Source organism: Pseudomonas sp. CH235 (genome assembly GCF_004368175.1).
Classification (GTDB): domain Bacteria; phylum Pseudomonadota; class Gammaproteobacteria; order Pseudomonadales; family Pseudomonadaceae; genus Aquipseudomonas; species Aquipseudomonas paraglycinae.
In genome coordinates, this window is sequence record NZ_RRZJ01000004.1 from 194,204 (window position 1) to 212,368 (window position 18,165).

The 18,165-nt window shown below is 59.9% G+C and carries 20 protein-coding genes; 10 read left to right on the forward strand and 10 right to left on the reverse strand.

Annotated elements, in window-relative coordinates:
• Nucleotides 1-77: 77 nt before the first annotated feature.
• Entirely contained in the window at nucleotides 78-989 is a 912-nt protein-coding gene (locus tag EIY71_RS06480; protein ID WP_129972800.1) for a LysR family transcriptional regulator, read from the reverse strand.
• Between the two features lie 203 nt (nucleotides 990-1,192).
• Between EIY71_RS06480 and EIY71_RS06485 the strand changes: the two genes are divergently transcribed.
• Nucleotides 1,193-1,621 carry a DUF4160 domain-containing protein gene (locus EIY71_RS06485; protein WP_085747688.1) on the forward strand — a complete coding sequence of 143 codons (429 nt, stop codon included), beginning with the start codon at nucleotides 1,193-1,195 and terminating at the stop codon, nucleotides 1,619-1,621.
• Entirely contained in the window at nucleotides 1,618-2,064 is a 447-nt protein-coding gene (locus tag EIY71_RS06490) for a hypothetical protein (RefSeq protein WP_085747689.1), read from the forward strand. Before EIY71_RS06485 ends, EIY71_RS06490 begins: the two co-directional genes overlap by 4 nt.
• A 55-nt stretch (nucleotides 2,065-2,119) precedes the next feature.
• Here EIY71_RS06490 and trmA read toward each other — a convergent pair whose 3' ends face one another.
• Nucleotides 2,120-3,199, reverse strand: coding sequence for a tRNA (uridine(54)-C5)-methyltransferase TrmA (gene trmA, locus EIY71_RS06495; RefSeq protein WP_127800028.1), 1,080 nt, complete (start codon nucleotides 3,197-3,199; stop codon nucleotides 2,120-2,122).
• Nucleotides 3,196-4,491 carry an NCS2 family permease gene (locus EIY71_RS06500; RefSeq protein ID WP_134021015.1) on the reverse strand — a complete coding sequence of 432 codons (1,296 nt, stop codon included), beginning with the start codon at nucleotides 4,489-4,491 and terminating at the stop codon, nucleotides 3,196-3,198. The genes trmA and EIY71_RS06500 overlap by 4 nt, the downstream gene beginning before the upstream one ends.
• A gap of 220 nt (nucleotides 4,492-4,711) precedes the next feature.
• On the opposite strand from EIY71_RS06500, the gene EIY71_RS06505 reads away from it, so the two are divergent.
• Nucleotides 4,712-5,161 (forward strand): DUF4879 domain-containing protein, encoded by a 450-nt coding sequence (locus tag EIY71_RS06505; RefSeq protein WP_085747691.1) that lies wholly within the window; start codon nucleotides 4,712-4,714, stop codon nucleotides 5,159-5,161.
• A 67-nt stretch (nucleotides 5,162-5,228) separates the two neighbouring features.
• Complete coding sequence (locus EIY71_RS06510; protein WP_085747765.1) at nucleotides 5,229-5,780, forward strand: DJ-1 family glyoxalase III; 552 nt, start codon at nucleotides 5,229-5,231, stop codon at nucleotides 5,778-5,780.
• A 5-nt stretch (nucleotides 5,781-5,785) separates the two neighbouring features.
• Here EIY71_RS06510 and EIY71_RS06515 read toward each other — a convergent pair whose 3' ends face one another.
• From EIY71_RS06515 to EIY71_RS06525, 3 genes are all read right to left on the reverse strand, one after another.
• The gene (locus EIY71_RS06515; RefSeq protein ID WP_085747692.1) at nucleotides 5,786-6,073 is read right to left on the reverse strand and encodes a HigA family addiction module antitoxin; all 288 of its coding nucleotides are present in this window, start codon (nucleotides 6,071-6,073) and stop codon (nucleotides 5,786-5,788) included.
• Between the two features lie 14 nt (nucleotides 6,074-6,087).
• Nucleotides 6,088-6,366 (reverse strand): type II toxin-antitoxin system RelE/ParE family toxin, encoded by a 279-nt coding sequence (locus EIY71_RS06520; RefSeq protein ID WP_085747693.1) that lies wholly within the window; start codon nucleotides 6,364-6,366, stop codon nucleotides 6,088-6,090.
• Between the two features lie 106 nt (nucleotides 6,367-6,472).
• On the reverse strand, nucleotides 6,473-7,711 hold the full coding sequence (locus tag EIY71_RS06525) for an MFS transporter (RefSeq protein ID WP_134021019.1): 1,239 nt from the start codon (nucleotides 7,709-7,711) through the stop codon (nucleotides 6,473-6,475).
• Between the two features lie 400 nt (nucleotides 7,712-8,111).
• Between EIY71_RS06525 and EIY71_RS06530 the strand changes: the two genes are divergently transcribed.
• The 3 genes from EIY71_RS06530 to EIY71_RS06540 are packed head-to-tail and all read left to right on the forward strand — an operon-like array spanning nucleotide 8,112 to nucleotide 10,784.
• Nucleotides 8,112-9,548: a cytochrome ubiquinol oxidase subunit I gene (locus EIY71_RS06530; RefSeq protein WP_102686333.1), complete on the forward strand. Its 1,437-nt coding sequence runs from the start codon at nucleotides 8,112-8,114 to the stop codon at nucleotides 9,546-9,548.
• A gap of 3 nt (nucleotides 9,549-9,551) precedes the next feature.
• Nucleotides 9,552-10,559: a cytochrome d ubiquinol oxidase subunit II gene (cydB, locus tag EIY71_RS06535; protein ID WP_085747696.1), complete on the forward strand. Its 1,008-nt coding sequence runs from the start codon at nucleotides 9,552-9,554 to the stop codon at nucleotides 10,557-10,559.
• Between the two features lie 57 nt (nucleotides 10,560-10,616).
• Nucleotides 10,617-10,784, forward strand: a complete 168-nt coding sequence (locus tag EIY71_RS06540) for a DUF2474 domain-containing protein (RefSeq protein ID WP_007950992.1) — start codon at nucleotides 10,617-10,619, stop codon at nucleotides 10,782-10,784.
• 70 nt (nucleotides 10,785-10,854) lie between these two features.
• Here EIY71_RS06540 and EIY71_RS06545 read toward each other — a convergent pair whose 3' ends face one another.
• Nucleotides 10,855-11,979 carry a class I SAM-dependent methyltransferase gene (locus EIY71_RS06545; RefSeq protein WP_134021022.1) on the reverse strand — a complete coding sequence of 375 codons (1,125 nt, stop codon included), beginning with the start codon at nucleotides 11,977-11,979 and terminating at the stop codon, nucleotides 10,855-10,857.
• A gap of 175 nt (nucleotides 11,980-12,154) precedes the next feature.
• On the reverse strand, nucleotides 12,155-12,862 hold the full coding sequence (locus EIY71_RS06550) for an autoinducer binding domain-containing protein (RefSeq protein WP_085747698.1): 708 nt from the start codon (nucleotides 12,860-12,862) through the stop codon (nucleotides 12,155-12,157).
• Between the two features lie 305 nt (nucleotides 12,863-13,167).
• Here EIY71_RS06550 and EIY71_RS06555 point away from each other — a divergent pair, with 305 nt between their 5' ends.
• Entirely contained in the window at nucleotides 13,168-13,944 is a 777-nt protein-coding gene (locus EIY71_RS06555; RefSeq protein ID WP_134021025.1) for a ferredoxin--NADP reductase, read from the forward strand.
• 32 nt (nucleotides 13,945-13,976) lie between these two features.
• Here the strand turns inward: EIY71_RS06555 and mscL are convergent, their stop codons facing one another.
• Nucleotides 13,977-14,390, reverse strand: coding sequence for a large-conductance mechanosensitive channel protein MscL (mscL, locus tag EIY71_RS06560; protein ID WP_085608712.1), 414 nt, complete (start codon nucleotides 14,388-14,390; stop codon nucleotides 13,977-13,979).
• Between the two features lie 285 nt (nucleotides 14,391-14,675).
• Between mscL and katB the strand changes: the two genes are divergently transcribed.
• Nucleotides 14,676-16,214, forward strand: coding sequence for a catalase KatB (gene katB, locus EIY71_RS06565; RefSeq protein ID WP_134021028.1), 1,539 nt, complete (start codon nucleotides 14,676-14,678; stop codon nucleotides 16,212-16,214).
• A gap of 143 nt (nucleotides 16,215-16,357) precedes the next feature.
• Nucleotides 16,358-17,725: a DNA repair protein RadA gene (gene radA, locus EIY71_RS06570; RefSeq protein ID WP_007950985.1), complete on the forward strand. Its 1,368-nt coding sequence runs from the start codon at nucleotides 16,358-16,360 to the stop codon at nucleotides 17,723-17,725.
• Here radA and EIY71_RS06575 read toward each other — a convergent pair whose 3' ends face one another.
• The gene (locus tag EIY71_RS06575; protein ID WP_085608710.1) at nucleotides 17,726-18,094 is read right to left on the reverse strand and encodes a PilZ domain-containing protein; all 369 of its coding nucleotides are present in this window, start codon (nucleotides 18,092-18,094) and stop codon (nucleotides 17,726-17,728) included. It lies immediately after the preceding gene.
• Nucleotides 18,095-18,165 lie beyond the last annotated feature (71 nt).

An 18,165-nucleotide genomic window follows, 5' to 3' on the forward strand; every position in this document is an offset into this window, starting at 1 on the left:
TACTAGATGGTTACTTTAATCAATTGCTCTGCATCGACAGCCCGGTTTTGTGTGCGGTGATCGCACACTGGTGCAATTCAGTGCGGCAACTGCTCGACCAGAAAATCGATGAAAGCCCTGACCCGCAGCGGCATGTGGCGATTCTGCGGGTACAGCAGCGTGAACGGCCGGGAGCGTCCGCTGTAGGGTTTGAGCACTTCTATCAGCGAGCCGTCGGCCAGTTCTTTTTCGACGATGAAGCGATAAGTCTGGAACAACCCGGCACCGTGCCTGGCCAGGGTCACGCCACCGAGCACATCGTCCGAGCAGCAGAAATTGCCCTCGGCGAGGATTTCCCGTGGCGCGTCTTCGTCGTAAAACAGCCAGGTGATCCGCCGCCCACTGCTGGGTAATTCGTACTGAATGCACTCGTGCTGTTCGAGGTCTTCGAGGGTCTGCGGCGTGCCGGCGCGTTTGAGGTAGTCGGGGCTGGCGACCATCACCAACGCCGCATCTTCCAGATGGCGGGCGATCAGGCCGGAATCGGGAATCGCCCGCACGCGGATCGCCATGTCGTAGCCCTCGCCGACGAAGTCGATGTTGCGGTTGCTGATGTGCATGTCAACTTTCACCTGCGGGAAGCGCGCACGAAAGGCCGGCAGCAGCGGCAGGATCCGATGATGGGCGTAGGTCGTAGGAATACTGATACGCAAGGTGCCGGACGGTTCCTGCTGCTGGCCCATGACTTCCCGCTGCGCCTCGACCAGTTGCGCCAGCGCCTGACGGCATTCTTCGTAGTAGCGCCGGCCGCTGTCGGTCAGTTTCACGCTGCGGGTGGTGCGTGCAAACAGCCGCACGCCCAGGCGTTCTTCCATGCGTGATACCGAGCGGCTCACCGCTGCCGGCGTCACCGAAGCCGCCTGCGCCGCGCCGGTGAAACTGCCGCACTCGGCGGCCAGGCAAAACAACTCGATGCTGCCCAGCTGAAGATCGTCGAAGTGTCGCTGCATGATTGATTACGCCGGGGAATGAGTCTTCGTATGTAGCAAATGCGCGGCCACTGCGAAAGAACTGCTTACCATTTTGCGCGGGGCTTTTTCGGCTCCCGCACTAGGCTCGAAAGGTAACGGCCACAGCAGGCGTTGGCGCCGATGGTCGGATTTGCCAGGGAATGGCAAGTGTTGAAACGTTTAAACCTAACGGATGGGTTAGCATGAAGGTATGCAGTTACAAAGGACTGTCAGTGGTGATCATGTTGCGTGACGAACATTGTCCGCCCCACGCACATGTAGATGCAGGCGCCTGGAGCGCCCGCTTCAAATTCAGTTTCTGGCACAACGGCGTCGAACTGTGGGATGTGGTGCCGTTGTCGCATCGACCGCCGGTCAGTCTGCTTGAAGGGCTGCGCCAGTCGCTGCGCGAAACCGATCATCTGCGGCGGGCCCGCTGGATCTGGTGGACTCGATTGCGCACCGCTTGTCTCGACAATCAGTGGTGGGACGGACAGTCGAATCAGGTGGCGGTGCTGCGGGAGGTCACCAGCACGAGTTTCAGGATCGGATCTGCGTATTACGAGCCAGAGGTCAACAAAACCCTGTTGGCCCTGGTCGGCGCTCACGAAGGAGTGGAAATAGAACTATGAAAACAGTCAAAGCCGCCTTGCACGCGGATCGGCCCGTCACGGAAAAACGTCTGGACGAAGCCGTCGACCGTGGCGGCGTGCGCCGACGCAGCAGCCTGCAAGCCGTGTCGGTGGCCTTTCAGAAACCATGCCTGGTGATTCACTTCGAGGACAACAGCGGCGTGTTGCTGCCAGTGAATCTCTACCGGGAATTCGATGATTTCGAACCGGAAGACTTCAGCGGATTGAACGTCGGCTTTGCCGGCACCGCGCTGTGCCATGATGGCAAGGATCTGCAGGTTTCCATCGCCGGCATGATCTCGGCCAGTCAACCATTGATGGCCATGGCCGCCTCGGTGATCGCTTCGCGCAATGGCCGCCAGAGCAGCACCGCGAAAGCCGAAGCTGCCCGGGCCAACGGCAGGAAGGGCGGGCGCCCGCGCAAGATCGATCCCGTGCCATGAACAGGCACAAAAAAGCCGTCGGTGAGGACGGCTTTCTTGTTTCTGGCACTTGCGATCAACGTCGGGTCAGCAGCACGCCGGATTCCATGTGGTGAGTCCACGGGAACTGGTCGAACAGCGCACAGCGCGTGATGCGGTGCGTGTCGTGCAGCTGGGCGATGTTGGCCGCCAGGGTCTCCGGGTTGCAGGAGATGTACAGGATGTTGTCGAAGCGACGGGTCAGTTCGCAGGTGTCCGGGTCCATGCCGGCCCGTGGCGGGTCGACGAACACGCTGCCGAACTCGTAGCTTTTCAGGTCGATGCCGTGCAGGCGACGGAACGGGCGAACTTCGTTCAGGGCTTCGGTCAGCTCTTCGGCGGACAGGCGCACCAGCGTGACGTTATCCACAGCGTTTTCGGCGAGGTTGCTCAACGCGGCGTTGACCGAGGTCTTGCTGATTTCGGTGGCCAGCACTTTGCGCACGCGGGTTGCCAGCGGCAGGGTGAAGTTACCGTTGCCGCAGTACAGCTCCAGCAGATCGTCGCTGCGATCGCCCAGCGCTTCGTATGCCCAGTTGAGCATCTTCTGGTTCACGGTGCCGTTGGGTTGGGTGAACGCGCCTTCCGGTTGGCGATAGCTGAATGTGCGACCGCCAACTTCGAGTTTCTCGACCACGTAATCGAGGCCGAGCACTTCGCGCTTGCCCTTGGAGCGACCGATGATGCTGACGCCCAGATCCGCCGCCAGTTTGGTCGCCGCCGCATGCCAGTGCTCGTCCAGCGGACGGTGATAGCACAGGGTGATCATCGCGTCGCCGGCCAAGGTGGTCAGAAACTCCACCTGAAACAGCTTGTGGCTCAGCGCCGCGCTGGCCTGCCAGGCAGCCTTCAATTGCGGCATCAACTGGTTGATGCGCAGGCTGGCGATCGGGAATTCCTCGATCAGGATCGGCGTACGCTTGTCGTCCTGAGAAAACATCGCGTAGTGCCGCTCACCGCCCTCGCGCCACAGGCGGAATTCGGCGCGCAGACGGAAGTTCTGCAGCGGCGAGTCGAACACTGTTGGCTCCGGTGCATCGAACGGGGCCAGCAGATCACGCAAGCGCGTGACCTTGTCTTCGAGTTGTGCGGCGTAGGCCTGGGAATCAAAAGTCATGCGTTGAACCAACCCAGCTTGATCACGAACAGAATCGACAGGATCACCAGCGCCGGGTTCAGCTCACGGGCGCGGCCGGACAGCAGTTTGATCGCAGTCCAGGCGATGAAGCCGAAGGCGATGCCGTTGGCGATGGAATAGGTGAAAGGCATCGCCAGGGCGGTGACCACGACCGGCGCGGCGACGGTGATGTCGTCCCAGTCTATTTCCGCCAGACCGGAAGTCATCAGCACGGCGACGAACAGCAGCGCTGGTGCGGTGGCGAACGCCGGTACGCTGGAGGCCAGTGGCGAGAAGAACAGCGCCAGCAGGAACAGGATTGCGACGACGATGGCGGTCAGGCCGGTGCGGCCGCCGGCACTCACGCCCGCAGCGGATTCGATGTAGCTGGTGGTGGTCGAGGTGCCCAGCAGCGAACCGGCCATCGCCGCCGTACTGTCGGCGATCAGTGCACGGCCCATTTTCGGCATGTGGCCGTCCTTGCCCATCAGGCCGGCGCGCTTGGCGACGCCGATCAGGGTGCCGGAGTTGTCGAACAGGTCAACGAACAGGAAGGCGAAGATCACGCTGACCAGGCCGATGTCCAGCGCGCCCTTGATGTCCAGTTGCAGGAAGGTCGGGGCCAGCGAAGGTGGCATCGAGGTCACGCCGCCGAACGGGGTGAAGCCCATCACGATGGAAACGATGGTCACCGCGAGAATGCCGATCAGCACTGCGCCGCGCACTTTCAGGGCTTCAAGGGCAACGATCAGGGCGAAACCGAGAGTGGCGAGGATCGGGGCCGGTTGTTTCAGGTCGCCGAGGCCAACCATGGTCGCCGGGTTACTGACCACGATGCCGGCGTTGTGCAGGGCGATCAGCGCCAGGAACAGGCCGATACCGGCGGCAATTGCCGAGCGCAGCGGCAGCGGGATGCTGTTGATGATCCATTCACGGATGCGGAAGATCGACAGCAGGAAGAAGCACACGGCGGAAATGAACACCGCGCCCAGCGCCACTTGCCAGGTGTGGCCCATGTGCAGCACGACGGTGTAGGTAAAGAAGGCGTTCAGACCCATGCCCGGTGCGAGAGCGATCGGGTAGTTGGCGATCAGGCCCATGACCGTGGAGCCGATGGCGGCTGCCAGGCACGTGGCGACGAACACCGCGCCTTTGTCCATGCCGGTCTCGCCGAGGATGCTCGGGTTGACGAACAGAATGTAGGCCATGGCCAGGAAGGTCGTGACGCCCGCGAGAATCTCGGTCCGCACGTTGGTGTTGTGTGCCTTGAGTTGAAACAGCCTTTCCAGCATGTCTGCTCCCCGTGGCGCGCGTGGCGCCGTGAATGTATCGACCTCAACAGCAAAGCACAGACCGTCGCAAGCGCCTGGAAAATTGTGGTGGGCCGGAAAAAGCCGCGCATCATACCAGCAGCGTGAGGAAGATGGCGGATGTTGGTGTCGATCGTCGGCGAAGTTTTGCACCACGGCCAACTACGCCATACTGCGCGCTGTTTTTTCGGGGATGGATCGCATGAACAAGGGTTGGATGAAGACCGCTGGACTGATGGCCTTGTGGCTGGCCGGTACACCGATGGTACTCGCGGCGTCGGCACCGCCATTGAGCGAGGTGAAAGTCATCAAGGTTCAGTCGTCGTCCTGCGGGCTCGAAGACATTACCGATGGCCAGGTGCAGACCCGTTGCGATCACAGCGCGCCGGGCATCAAGGTCTATGTGCTGGAAATCGGCTACGGCCAGAGCCAGCCTCAGGCTGCACTGGACGGCTTTGAAGTGAACGGCACCCGGAGTCCGGTCTGTGCCTTCGATAACGGCAACCTGACCGAATGCACGCCGGGCGCGAAAACCGTCGGTTCGCTGTACACCTTCGATCTGGCGACTCGTCAGGAAGGCACCTTTACCTTCAGCAACACCTCGATCAACGCCCCGCGCAACACGATGTCGACCCAGCTTTACATCAAGTAACGGCTGTCGCCGAACAGGGCAGGGCAAAGCTGACTACGCTTTAAAGATCACCCAGCGGATGGCGCCCATGACCTTTAGAGCCCTGATTACCCTCGCCGAGGGCATCGATGATCTGCAATGCGTGACCCTGATCGACGTGCTGCGCCGCGCCGGCATCGAAGTGGTGGCGGCCAGCATCGAGGGCCGGCGCATGCTGACCTGCGCCCGAGGCACGCGACTGACCGCCGACGGCATGCTCATTGATGTGCTGGCCCAGACCTTCGACCTGATTGTCTTGCCCGGCGGTGCGGTCGGCGCACAACACCTTGCCGCGCACCAGCCTCTTCAACAACTGCTAAAGGATCAGGCCAGTGCCGGACGACTGTTCGCCGCCATCGCCGAAGCCCCGGCCGTCGCTCTGCAAAGCTTCGGTGTATTACGTCAACGCCGGATGACCTGCCTGCCCGTCAGCAGTCATAACCTTTCCGGTTGCACATTTGTTGATCAACCGGTGGTGGTCGACGGTAATTGCATCACCGCCCAGGGCTCCGGCGCCGCGCTTGCGTTTGCGCTGACACTGGTCGAGCAACTGGCGGGCAAGGCCGCCAGAGCAAAGGTGGCGGGGGAGTTGCTGGCCTGAGAAGGTCAGGCGTGAGCAGCGATTGGTCGAATGGCTGGCTGCTCACGGTGCTCGGCTTGCCAAAGGTCGTAATCGGTTTGAACGCCTAGCCACATGCGAGCCTTGCCAATCCCCGCGCGTTCCAGTCGCACGGCCAGATCCGGGCTGATCGGCGCATGTCCGTGCAAAACGCGAGATAGATGAGGACGAGCGAATCCCAGATGCCGAGCCAATTCGGTAACGCTGATGCCAAGTTCCGGCAATACGTCCATCAGCAGTGTTTCACCGGGGTGTGGCGGGTTGTGCATGGGCATGAGCCTGCCTCCTGTCAGTGGTAATCCAGATAGTCGATCAGTTCGATATCCGAACCTGCAAATCGAAAGATAACCCGCCAGTTCCCGGACACACTGAGTGACCAGTACTCGCAAAGCTCCCCTTTCAGTGGATGCAGACGCCAACCGGGAAGGTCCAGATCCCCGGGAGCCGCTGCGCGATCCATGAACTGCAGCATGCGCGACAGCCGTTTAGCGTGATCGGCACGAATCCCGCGAGTCGAACCGGTTTCATAGAAGCCGCGAAGGCCTTTGTGCTGAAAGGATTTGATCATGCGGCGAGTGTAAGGCGATACATTACACTCAATGCGGTATCTATGTACCGCATCTTTTCGAGCTATTTGTGCTTGGGGGATGGCCCCGCTGGTGGAGCCGGTGTAGCTAGGCTTTCATCTCTTCCACCGGCACATGCATCCGGTCGCGGTTGGCCAGGGTCGGGAACAATTTGATCCAGGTCCCGGTCACCACCAGCGTGCCGATGCCGCCCATCACCACCGCCGGCACGGTGCCGAACCAGTGCGCGGTCAGGCCGGATTCGAATTCGCCCAACTGGTTCGAGGCGCCGATGAACAGGCCGTTCACCGCGCTGACCCGGCCGCGCATTTCGTCCGGGGTTTCCAGTTGCACGAAGGAGGCGCGGATCACCATGCTGATCATGTCCGCCGCGCCGAGCACCACCAGCACCGCCAGCGAGAACCAGAACGAGGTCGACAGACCGAAGGCGATTGTGGCCACGCCGAACACGCCGACGGCAGTGAACATCACCCGACCGACGTTTCGCTCAACGGCAAACCGCGCCAGGAACAGCGACATCATCAACGCCCCGACAGCCGGCGCCGAGCGCAGCAGCCCCAGCCCCCACGGCCCGGTCAGCAGGATGTCCTTGGCGAACACCGGCAACAGCGCCGTGGCGCCGCCGAGCAGCACGGCGAACAGATCCAGCGAAATCGCCCCGAGAATGTCCGGGCGGCTGCGAATGAAACGAATCCCCGCCAGCAACGAATCCAGCGTCGCCTTGCCTTTGTTCAGCGGAGTTTGTCGCGCGGGCAGGTTGAGCATCAGCGTGCAGGCGATGACATACAGAATGACCGTCGGCCCGTAGACCCACACGCTGCCGAAGGCATAAAGCAGACCTCCGAGCGCCGGGGCGACGATGGTGGCCGATTGCTGTGCAGATTGTGCGGCGGCGACGGCACGCGGGAACAGTGCGCTGGGCACGATGCTCGGCAGCAGTGCCTGGGTGGTCGGCATTTCGAAGGAGCGCGCGGCGCCGAGCAGGAACGCCAGGATAAAGACCATTTCCCGGGTGACATGGTCGGTGGCGCTGCCGATGGCCAGTGCCAGGGCAATCAGGGCCTGCAACGACTGGCAGATCGCCGCGACCTTGCGCCGGTCGTAGCGATCGGCAACGTGGCCGGTGTGCAGCATGAACAATACGCGTGGCGCGAATTCCACCAGTCCGACCAGACCCAGGTCGAGCACGTTGCCGGTCAGTTGATAGAGATTCCAGCCGATCGCCACGGTGAGCATCTGAAAACCGCTGGCGGTGAAGATCCGGGCCAACCAGAACGCAAGAAAGGGACGGTGGTGACGTAACAGCAAGGGCTCTTGGCTGGGCATTTGCGGGCCGGTCTTGATCGAGGGGAACCGCGAGATTATCACCAGTCTGTAACAGGAAGTTGCTATGACAGAAAATTTAGTTAGCCAGACATCGATTTTTCCCCGCCCGGACACCGATCCCGGCCAGGGATGTATTTCAGGGCGTTGCCATGACTGTGAGGCAACTTGTCACGCGGCAAAAGACCACGCGGTTCCCCGTCGGAAATGGGACTACTCTTTTAACGTTGATTGATCCAGATCAAGACCCATTGCGGAACTGATCCGTGACCCGTTGGCAGACTCCCTGCGTCGCGATGCCTGTAAAAAGAAGAACGAATCCGAGTTCGCCGCACTCCATACCCGTGGGGGCAGTGGTCCAAGGCCGCCAGTCTTGGAACCGTTATCTGATAGAGGAAAGCTTATGTTCGGTTTAGAGGCCCTGGATCTCGCCCGAATTCAGTTCGCGTTCACCATCTCGTTCCACATCCTGTTCCCGGCGATCACCATCGGTCTTGCGAGCTATCTCGCGGTGCTGGAAGGCCTGTGGCTGAAAACCGGCAACGACACCTACCGTGACCTCTACCATTTCTGGTCGAAGATCTTTGCCGTCAACTTCGGCATGGGCGTGGTCTCGGGACTGGTCATGGCCTACCAGTTCGGCACCAACTGGAGTCGCTTCTCGGACTTCGCCGGTTCCGTCACCGGCCCGTTGCTGACGTATGAAGTGCTTACGGCGTTCTTCCTCGAAGCCGGTTTCCTTGGCGTGATGCTGTTCGGCTGGAACAAGGTCGGGCGCAAGCTGCACTTTTTCTCCACGGTAATGGTGGCCATTGGCACGCTGATTTCGACCTTCTGGATTCTCGCCTCCAACAGCTGGATGCAGACGCCGCAGGGCTTTGAAATCGTCAACGGTCAGGTCATTCCAACCGACTGGCTGGCAATCATCTTCAACCCGTCGTTCCCGTATCGCCTGATGCACATGGCGACGGCGGCGTTCGTCGCGACGGCTTTCTTCGTCGGCTCGTCGGCGGCCTGGCACTTGCTGCGCGGCAAGGACAATCCGGCGATTCGCACCATGCTGTCGATGGCGATGTGGATGGCGCTGATCGTTGCGCCGATTCAGGCAGTCATCGGTGACTTCCACGGCCTCAACACCCTCAAGCATCAGCCGGCGAAAATCGCCGCGATCGAAGGCCACTGGGAAAACCATGGCAACGAAGCGACGCCGCTGATCCTGTTCGGCTGGCCGGACATGAAGGAAGAGAAAACCAAGTATGCGGTCGAGATCCCGTACCTCGGCAGCCTGATCCTGACGCACTCGCTGGACAAGCAAGTCCCGGCGCTCAAGGAATTCCCACCGGAAGACCGGCCGAATTCGACCATCGTGTTCTGGTCGTTCCGGATCATGGTCGGCCTCGGCTTCCTGATGATCTTCACCGGCCTCTGGAGCCTGTGGCTGCGCAAGCGCGACACGCTCTACACCTCGCGGCCGTTCCTGTACCTGGCGCTGTGGATGGGGCCGTCCGGTCTGATCGCGATCCTGGCGGGCTGGTTCACCACTGAAATCGGTCGTCAGCCATGGGTGGTCTACGGGCTGATGCGCACGGCGGATGCATCGTCCAACCACAGTTTCATGCAGATGAGCATCACGCTGATCATGTTCGTGGTGGTGTATTTCGCGCTGTTCGGTGCGGGTCTGGGCTACATGATGCGTCTGGTGCGCAAAGGGCCGAAGACCGACGAAGGCAAGGAAACCAACGACGGTGGTCCTGGCCAGAAACGCACGCCGGCCCGTCCGTTGTCCGCTGCCGACGACGATGGCGCCGAACACGACCGCAGCCTGACCAAGGAGATTTGAGTCATGGGTATTGATCTTCCGCTGATCTGGGCCGTGATCATCATCTTCGGGATCATGATGTACGTGGTCATGGACGGTTTCGACCTGGGGATCGGGATTCTCTTCCCGTTCATCCCAGGCAAAGTCGACCGTGACGTGATGATGAACACCGTCGCCCCGGTATGGGACGGCAATGAAACCTGGCTGGTACTGGGCGGCGCTGCGTTGTTCGGTGCGTTCCCGCTGGCCTATTCGGTGGTGTTGTCGGCGCTGTACCTGCCGTTGATCTTCATGCTGATCGGGCTGATTTTCCGCGGCGTGGCGTTCGAGTTCCGCTTCAAGGCCAAGGACGACAAGCGTCACCTGTGGGACAAGGCGTTCATCGGTGGTTCGGTGGCCGCGACGTTCTTCCAGGGTGTGGCACTTGGTGCGTTCATCGACGGCTTGCCCGTGGTCAACCGGCAATACGCCGGCGGCTCACTGGACTGGCTGACGCCGTTCACGCTGTTCTGCGGCGCCGCGCTGGTGGTGGCGTATGCCTTGCTCGGCTGTACCTGGCTGATCATGAAGACCGAAGGCAAGCTTCAGGAACAGATGCATGACCTGGCGCGTCCTCTGGCCTTCGTGCTGTTGGCGGTGATCGGTGTCGTCAGTCTGTGGACGCCGCTGGCCCATCCGGAAATTGCGACGCGCTGGTTCAGCATGCCGAATCTGTTCTGGTTCATGCCGGTGCCGATTCTGGTGCTGGTGACGATGTACGGTCTGATTCGCGCGGTGGCACGTAATGCCAATTACATGCCGTTCCTGCTGACCCTGGTGCTGATCTTCCTCGGCTACAGCGGTCTGGGCATCAGCCTGTGGCCGAACATCGTGCCGCCGTCGATCTCGATCTGGGACGCCGCCGCACCGCCGCAAAGCCAGGGCTTCATGCTGGTGGGCACGCTGTTCATCATCCCGTTCATCCTGGGTTACACCTTCTGGAGCTACTACGTGTTCCGCGGCAAGGTGACCCACGAAGACGGTTATCACTAATGGTGATCACGATGGCGTCGACCGCGGCGCCATCTCCCTCAACCGGAGGATGCAAGCATGACCGGCAAACATTCCCTGCACGACATTGAAGAAGCCGAAAAAAAGCCGCTGTGGCAGCGGCTCGGCTGGTTGGCCATGATCTGGGTCGGCAGCGTCGGTGCTTTGTTCATCGTCGCCAGCCTGATGCGTATGTTCATGAACGCCGCAGGTCTGACCACGCACTGAGACTTCCCATCCCGCTGCCTTGCGGCACGGATTTTTGACCCTCCGACCGGAGGGTTTTTTTTTGCCCGGATTATTTGCGCGCCTTGAGGATCACGAACTTCGGCGTAGCCGCGACTTGCTCGACACCGCGGAACAGTCGCGCCAGTTTGCTGTGATAGCCCAGGTGACGGTTGCCGACGATGTACAGCGCGCCACCTACCACCAGCGCTTCGCGGGCCTGCTGGAACATGCGCCAGGCAAGGAAATCGCCGACCACCTGTTGCTGGTGGAATGGCGGGTTGCACAAGACTACGTCCAGCGATTGCGCTTCCTGGCCGGCCAGACCGTCGCCGGCGCGTACGATCACTTCACGTTCGCCCAGCGCCGCGCGCCAGTTTTCGGCCGCCGATTGCACGGCCATGAACGATTCGTCCACCAGCGTGTAATGCGCTTCAGGATTTTGCAGGGCGCTGGCGATGGCCAGAACGCCGTTACCGCAGCCGAGGTCTGCGACTCGTGCCGAACCGAGGTTTTTCGGCAGGTGCGGAAGGAAGGCGCGGGTGCCGATGTCCAGCCCTTCACGGCAGAACACGTTCGCGTGGTTGAGCAGTTCGATGGCCGGCTCGTCAAGACGATAGCGGGTCGGGTAGGGCGAAACGGCGGGTGCCTTGGCCTCGGGCGTGGCGATCAGCAATCGGGCCTTTTTCACAGCCAGCGAAGCCTGAACCGGGCCGATGTAGCGTTCCAGCAGGTCACCTGCGGCACGAGGCAAATGCTTGACCATCGCCGCTGCTACCACCTGAGCGCCGGGTGCCAATTGACCCTGCAAGCGAATCAGTTGCTCTTCCAGGAGTGCCAGGGTTTTCGGGATGCGGATCAGCACCCGGTCGAACGGCCCGACCAAGGGCTCGCTGGCGGGAATACCGCGCAGCGCATCGAATGCCTGACCGTTACGCAGCAGGTTCTTTTCCAGCCCCTGAAACGCCAGGAACGAATCACCGCTGGTGCTGACCTGCACCTTGCCCGAGAGGCTGATGGCCAATGCGCCGAAACTGTCGTTGAGCACCAATACTCGGGTATTCGCCGGCAGATTCTGTTCGGCCAGATGATTGAGCAGGTATTCGTCGGCCGCATCGAAGGCTTGCAGCGGTTCGTTCTGCTGTTCGGGCTGGCGGATCAGATCAAGCTGGGCGAAGGGCGTATCGAGCAAAGGCATGGGGCGGGGACTCTGGGTAATCGACGGATGTCCCGCGGCCCAGGGTGTCGTGCGGCGGAACCGACCGAGTGGACAGCGGCGTGAATGCTCACGACATCACTCAGGAAGGCTGCAAATGGTACGTTTTTTTTGTTGGTAATACTCGTCTGATTTCAGTGCAGTGGAAGAGGGCGGCCTAGAGATATCCGGCCTTGGCGGCGGCGATGACGGCTGACATCTTGTTGCAGGCGTTGAATTTGGTGATCAGGTTCTTGGTGTGATAGTTCACGGTGCTTTCAGCGATACTCAGGATCCGGCCGATTTCCCAGGATGTTTTGCCAAGGGCGCACAGCCTTACGATTTCAAGCTCTCGAGTGGACAATCGCACAGGCGGAGGCTTGGCCAGCGTTGCCGGGCAGGCAATGAGGAACAACTCACACAAATGCTGCAAGACGTATTGCAATACGCCGTACTCGTTGTACAGCTCCAGGGCAAAAATTTCGCAGTGGGTTCGGGCCAGGCTGATTGTGCAGCACAAGTCATTTTTCTCATCGTGATATGACTGCGACCAACCATGTTCCATCCCGTGATTTTGAAGCGCACTCCACATCAGCGGAGCCTTCGAGAAGGCTTTCCTGCTCCAGAGAAACGGCAGCATGGAGCGATCGCAATAGGCTGTTATCGGGTCGTCCTTTGCGTAAGTTTTTTCGTATTCGTCGTTCCACGCCGTTGTGAAGTTATTGATATGGAACGCGTTGAATGACGGGAAGCCAGGCCGGGAAACTTTAATGCCGCAAAACTGAAAGCCGAGGTTCCTGGCAAACGTGCTCAGAATCGGAAATGCATTCTCGATTTCCTTCGCGCGCGTGATCTGTTCTATCTGGTACTCCTTCCACCTTTCCATTTGAGTGTTCTCCAAAATAATAATCCGCGGGGGGCGCCGTATTGGATCCAATGTGGTGGCACGGAGTCGAGTGTAGGACGCTTCCTACAAAAGTGTTTGGATTTTTTTGTTCTTGGTAAGTGCTCCTATTTGGAATATCTCTGAACAAGTCTTTATATGTGGGAGATCATTTAAATAATTCTGACTTCAGGTTGACTATTTTAGAGTTTTAAAACTAGTGGCACTTTGAGATTCCATCACAAACTATCGGTGTTTCATTGTGCAATTATGCGTAACAATCGAATTATTGTTGATGGAGTGAACCGATGGCCGCCAGCAGCGAAAAATTCAGCCGCCAGACATTACTCGATGTGCAACCGCTGACCCCGAACCTGTTCACCCTGCGTACCACGCGGGATGCCGGTTTCCGCTTCCGCGCCGGGCAATTCGCGCGGATTGGCGTGACGCGCCCGGACGGCAGTACGGTGTGGCGCGCCTACTCGATGGTGTCTTCGCCGTTCGATGAGTTTCTCGAATTTTTTTCCATCGTAGTGCCGGGCGGTGAGTTCACCAGCGAACTGAGCCGGCTGAAAGCAGGGGATACCCTGCTGATCGAGCGTCAGGCCTTTGGTTATCTGACGCTGGACCGTTTTGTCGATGGTCGGGATCTCTGGCTGCTATCCACAGGTACGGGGGTGGCACCGTTTCTTTCGATCCTGCAGGACTTCGAGGTCTGGGAAAAGTTTGAGCGAATCATCCTGGTCTACAGCGTGCGGGAGGCTCGGGAACTGGCTTATCAACCGCTGATTGCCGAGCTGACTCAGCGTGACTACCTGGCTGAATATGCGCATAAATTCCAGTTCATTCCGGTGGTCACCCGCGAGCCTTATGCCGGCGCCCTCAACGGACGCATCACGACGCTGATCGAGAATGGCGAGCTGGAGAGGATGGCAGGCGTCGAGCTGACCCCGGAGCATTCGCGGGTCATGCTCTGCGGTAATCCGCAGATGATCGACGACACCCGGGCCTTGCTCAAGCAACGCGGCATGGCCTTGAGTCTGACCCGGCGCCCGGGACAGGTGGCGGTGGAAAACTACTGGTAAGAAAACGGCGCCCTCAGGCGCCGTTTCAATCTTCAAGGCCGGTTGTTCTGGGCCTTGAGCAGATCGCGGATCTCGCCCAGCAGTTCTTCTTCCTTGGTCGGTACCGGCGGCAAGGTAGGCGCCACGGCTTCTTCGCGCTTGAGGCGGTTGATGGCTTTGACGCCCATGAAAATCGCGAAGGCGACGATCACGAAGTCAAGAACGCTCTGGATGAATTTGCCGTAGGCCAGCACCACCGCAGGGGCAGTGCCCTCGGCAGCTTTCAGCGTGATGGCCAGGTCACTGAAATCCACCCCGCCAATCAGCAGGCCGATGGGCGGCATGATCACGTCGCCGACGAATGACGAAACGATCTTGCCGAAGGCCGCACCGATAATGATACCGACGGCCATGTCGACCACATTGCCTTTGACCGCGAAGGCCTTGAACTCGCTGAGCACGCCCATAGTTATTTCCTTGTTACAGATGAGTTTGGTGTACGCAGTGTAAATCAGCATAACGCGTCCTGCGCGTAACACCTTCTTACAAAGCCTGTTTTTATCGACACACCATTTCGCAATTAGTTTGCAAAGTGCCACTAATCGCGCGCGGAATACGCCTCAAGCCGCTGATTCCGAAGAAAAAATATTCAATCACGGCGTTGTGATCTTTCTATTTAGGTTTGGCGAATCGAGCTTCTAGCCTCTGTCTGGCGCACCTGGATGCGCCTCAAAAAAACAGAGGAACCTGAAATGAATTCCACACTTGGCTCAGGGATTACTCCCCGTCGCACCGTTGGTGTATTGGCCGCCAGCCTGTTGACCCTTTCCGTGAATGCCGCGCCGCTGACCCGTGACAACGGTGCGGCGGTCGGCGACAACCAGAACTCGCAAACCGCCGGCGCCAACGGCCCGGTACTGTTGCAGGACGTGCAACTGATCCAGAAGCTGCAACGCTTCGACCGCGAGCGCCTTCCCGAACGCGTTGTGCATGCCCGAGGCACTGGTGCCCATGGTACGTTCACTGCGACCAACGATCTGAGCGATCTGAGCAAGGCCAAGGTGTTTACCGCCGGCCAGGTCACGCCGGTGTTCGTGCGTTTCTCGGCGGTGGTTCACGGCAATCACTCTCCGGAAACCCTGCGTGACCCTCGAGGTTTCGCGACCAAGTTCTACACCGCCGACGGCAATTGGGATCTGGTGGGCAACAACTTCCCGACGTTTTTCATCCGCGATGCGATCAAGTTCCCGGACATGGTGCATGCCTTCAAGCCCGATCCTCGCACCAACCTTGACGATGACTCGCGCCGCTTCGACTTCTTCTCTCATGTACCGGAAGCCACCCGTACTTTGACTGAGCTGTATTCCAACTCGGGAACCCCGGCCAGTTATCGGGAGATGGACGGCAATAGTGTGCACGCCTACAAGTTGGTCAATGCCAAAGGCGAAGTCCATTACGTGAAGTTTCACTGGAAAAGTTTGCAAGGCATCAAGAATCTCGATCCGCAACAAGTTGTGCAAGTTCAGGGCCGGGATTACAGTCACATGACTCACGATTTAGTAACAAATATTAACAAAGGTAACTTTCCCAAGTGGGACTTGTACATCCAGGTCTTGAATCCGCAAGATTTGTCCAAGTTTGATTTCGATCCTCTTGATGCAACCAAGATCTGGCCAGGTGTTCCGGAGCGAAAAGTTGGACAAATGGTCTTGAACCGCAATCCTGCTAATGTTTTCCAGGAAACCGAACAAGTGGCCATGGCTCCATCGAATGTGGTGCCAGGTATCGAGCCCTCGGAGGACCGTCTGCTGCAAGGTCGGATATTTGCCTATGCCGACACCCAGATGTATCGCCTTGGCGCCAACGCCCTGCAATTGCCGATCAATGCCGCCAAAACCGCCGTCAACAATGGCAATCAGGATGGCGCGATGAATGCCGGTGCGAGCACCTCGGGCATCAACTATGAGCCAAGCCGTCTGCAGCCGCGTGAAGAGACCCCGGCTGCGCGATACAGCCAGACCGCGCTGCAGGGCAGCACGCAACAGGCGAAGATCCAGCGCGAACAGAACTTCAAACAGGCCGGTGATCTGTATCGCTCGTTCAGCAAGAAGGAACGCCAGGATCTGATCGAAAGCTTTGGCGGTTCGCTGGCGGGCGCCGATGACGAGAGCAAGCACATCATGCTGTCCTTCCTTTATAAGGCGGATCCGGAGTACGGCGCCGGTGTGACCAAAGTGGCCAAGGGTGACCTGGATCGGGTCAAGGCCTTGGCCGCCAAACTGGTCGACTGACAGCGACCCTTTCAAGCCCCGGCAATTGCCGGGGACTGACCGGCAGCAGCGCCGTGCGTCTGGCCAGCGGAGAAATCCGTCCCGACGCGCCGCGCTGATCGACGATGGCTGCGTTATCATCGCGGTTTTTGCCGGGGGTTCAGATGGCTAAGGCCAAGCGCATGTATGGCTGCACCGAGTGCGGCGCAACCTTTCCCAAGTGGGCCGGGCAGTGCGGCGAATGCGGCGCCTGGAACACCCTGACCGAAACCATGGTCGAGAGCGGCGGTGCCGCCGCCCCGAGCGGGCGCACCGGCTGGGCCGGACAGCAGGCCCAGATCAAGACCCTGGCCGAAGTCAGTATCGAAGAGATTCCGCGTTTTTCCACAGCCTCCGGCGAACTGGACCGAGTGCTCGGCGGTGGTCTGGTGGACGGTTCGGTGGTGCTGATCGGCGGCGACCCCGGTATCGGCAAATCGACGATCCTCTTGCAGACCCTGTGCAACCTCGCCAAGAGCATGCCGGCGCTGTACGTCACCGGTGAGGAGTCCCAGCAACAGGTCGCCATGCGCGCACGCCGCCTGGGCCTGCCGCAGGATCAACTGCGGGTCATGACCGAAACCTGCATCGAAACCATCATCGCCACCGCCCGTCAGGAAAAACCCAAGGTGATGGTGATCGACTCGATCCAGACGATCTTTACCGAACAACTGCAATCGGCGCCGGGCGGCGTGTCCCAGGTTCGCGAGAGTGCGGCGTTGCTGGTGCGTTACGCCAAGCAAAGCGGTACGGCGATTTTTCTGGTCGGCCACGTGACCAAGGAAGGTGCGCTGGCAGGGCCTCGCGTGCTGGAGCACATGGTCGATACCGTGCTGTATTTCGAGGGCGAGTCCGACGGGCGATTGCGCCTGCTGCGGGCGGTGAAGAACCGTTTCGGCGCGGTCAACGAACTCGGCGTGTTCGGCATGACCGACAAGGGCCTGAAAGAAGTCTCCAACCCTTCGGCGATTTTTCTCACCCGCGCTCAGGAAGAAGTCCCGGGCAGCGTGGTGATGGCAACGTGGGAAGGCACCCGGCCGATGCTGGTGGAAGTCCAGGCGCTGGTGGATGACAGTCATCTGGCCAACCCGCGTCGGGTCACGCTGGGTCTGGATCAGAATCGTCTGGCGATGTTGCTGGCGGTGCTGCACCGTCACGGCGGCATTCCGACCCACGATCAGGACGTGTTCCTCAACGTGGTCGGCGGGGTGAAGGTGCTGGAAACTGCGTCCGACCTGGCGTTGATGGCGGCCGTCATGTCGAGCCTGCGTAACCGGCCGTTGCCCCATGACTTGTTGGTGTTCGGCGAAGTCGGCCTGTCCGGCGAAGTGCGCCCGGTGCCGAGCGGTCAGGAGCGATTGAAGGAAGCCGCCAAGCACGGCTTCAAGCGCGCGATCGTGCCCAAGGGCAATGCGCCGAAAGAAGCGCCGCCAGGCTTGCAGATCATTGCTGTGACACGTCTGGAGCAGGCGCTGGACTCGTTGTTCGAGTGATCAGACGTCAATCAGCGCCGCGAGCTCGCGTTCCAGTTCGGTTTCGTCGGCCAGATTGAGTTCGATCAGGCGACGCAGGCGCTGAATCGACTCCAGGCTGATATGCCGACACACGAAACCGAGCTGGCCGTGATCTTCATGAGCCAGTTGCACATCCATCTCGATGTGCACGTCCTCGCTCAGATGAATATCGACGAAAAAATCCTGCTCGGAATTGCCCAGCCAGGGCTCGGGCCGCTCGATCAACAGCCCCTTGAGCGACAGATCGATCAGCTTCACCGGCCAGATGTACTCGCCCTGGCTCAATTCGGTTCGGGCATCGAAAGCGATACGTTTGAAGCGGCGACGCTCGGACGGGTGCTCGCTCATGGCGCAATCCTCAGGAAGGTCAGCTGACTATAGACCCGACCGGCGGGGTGATGCCAACGAATGGACTGTCT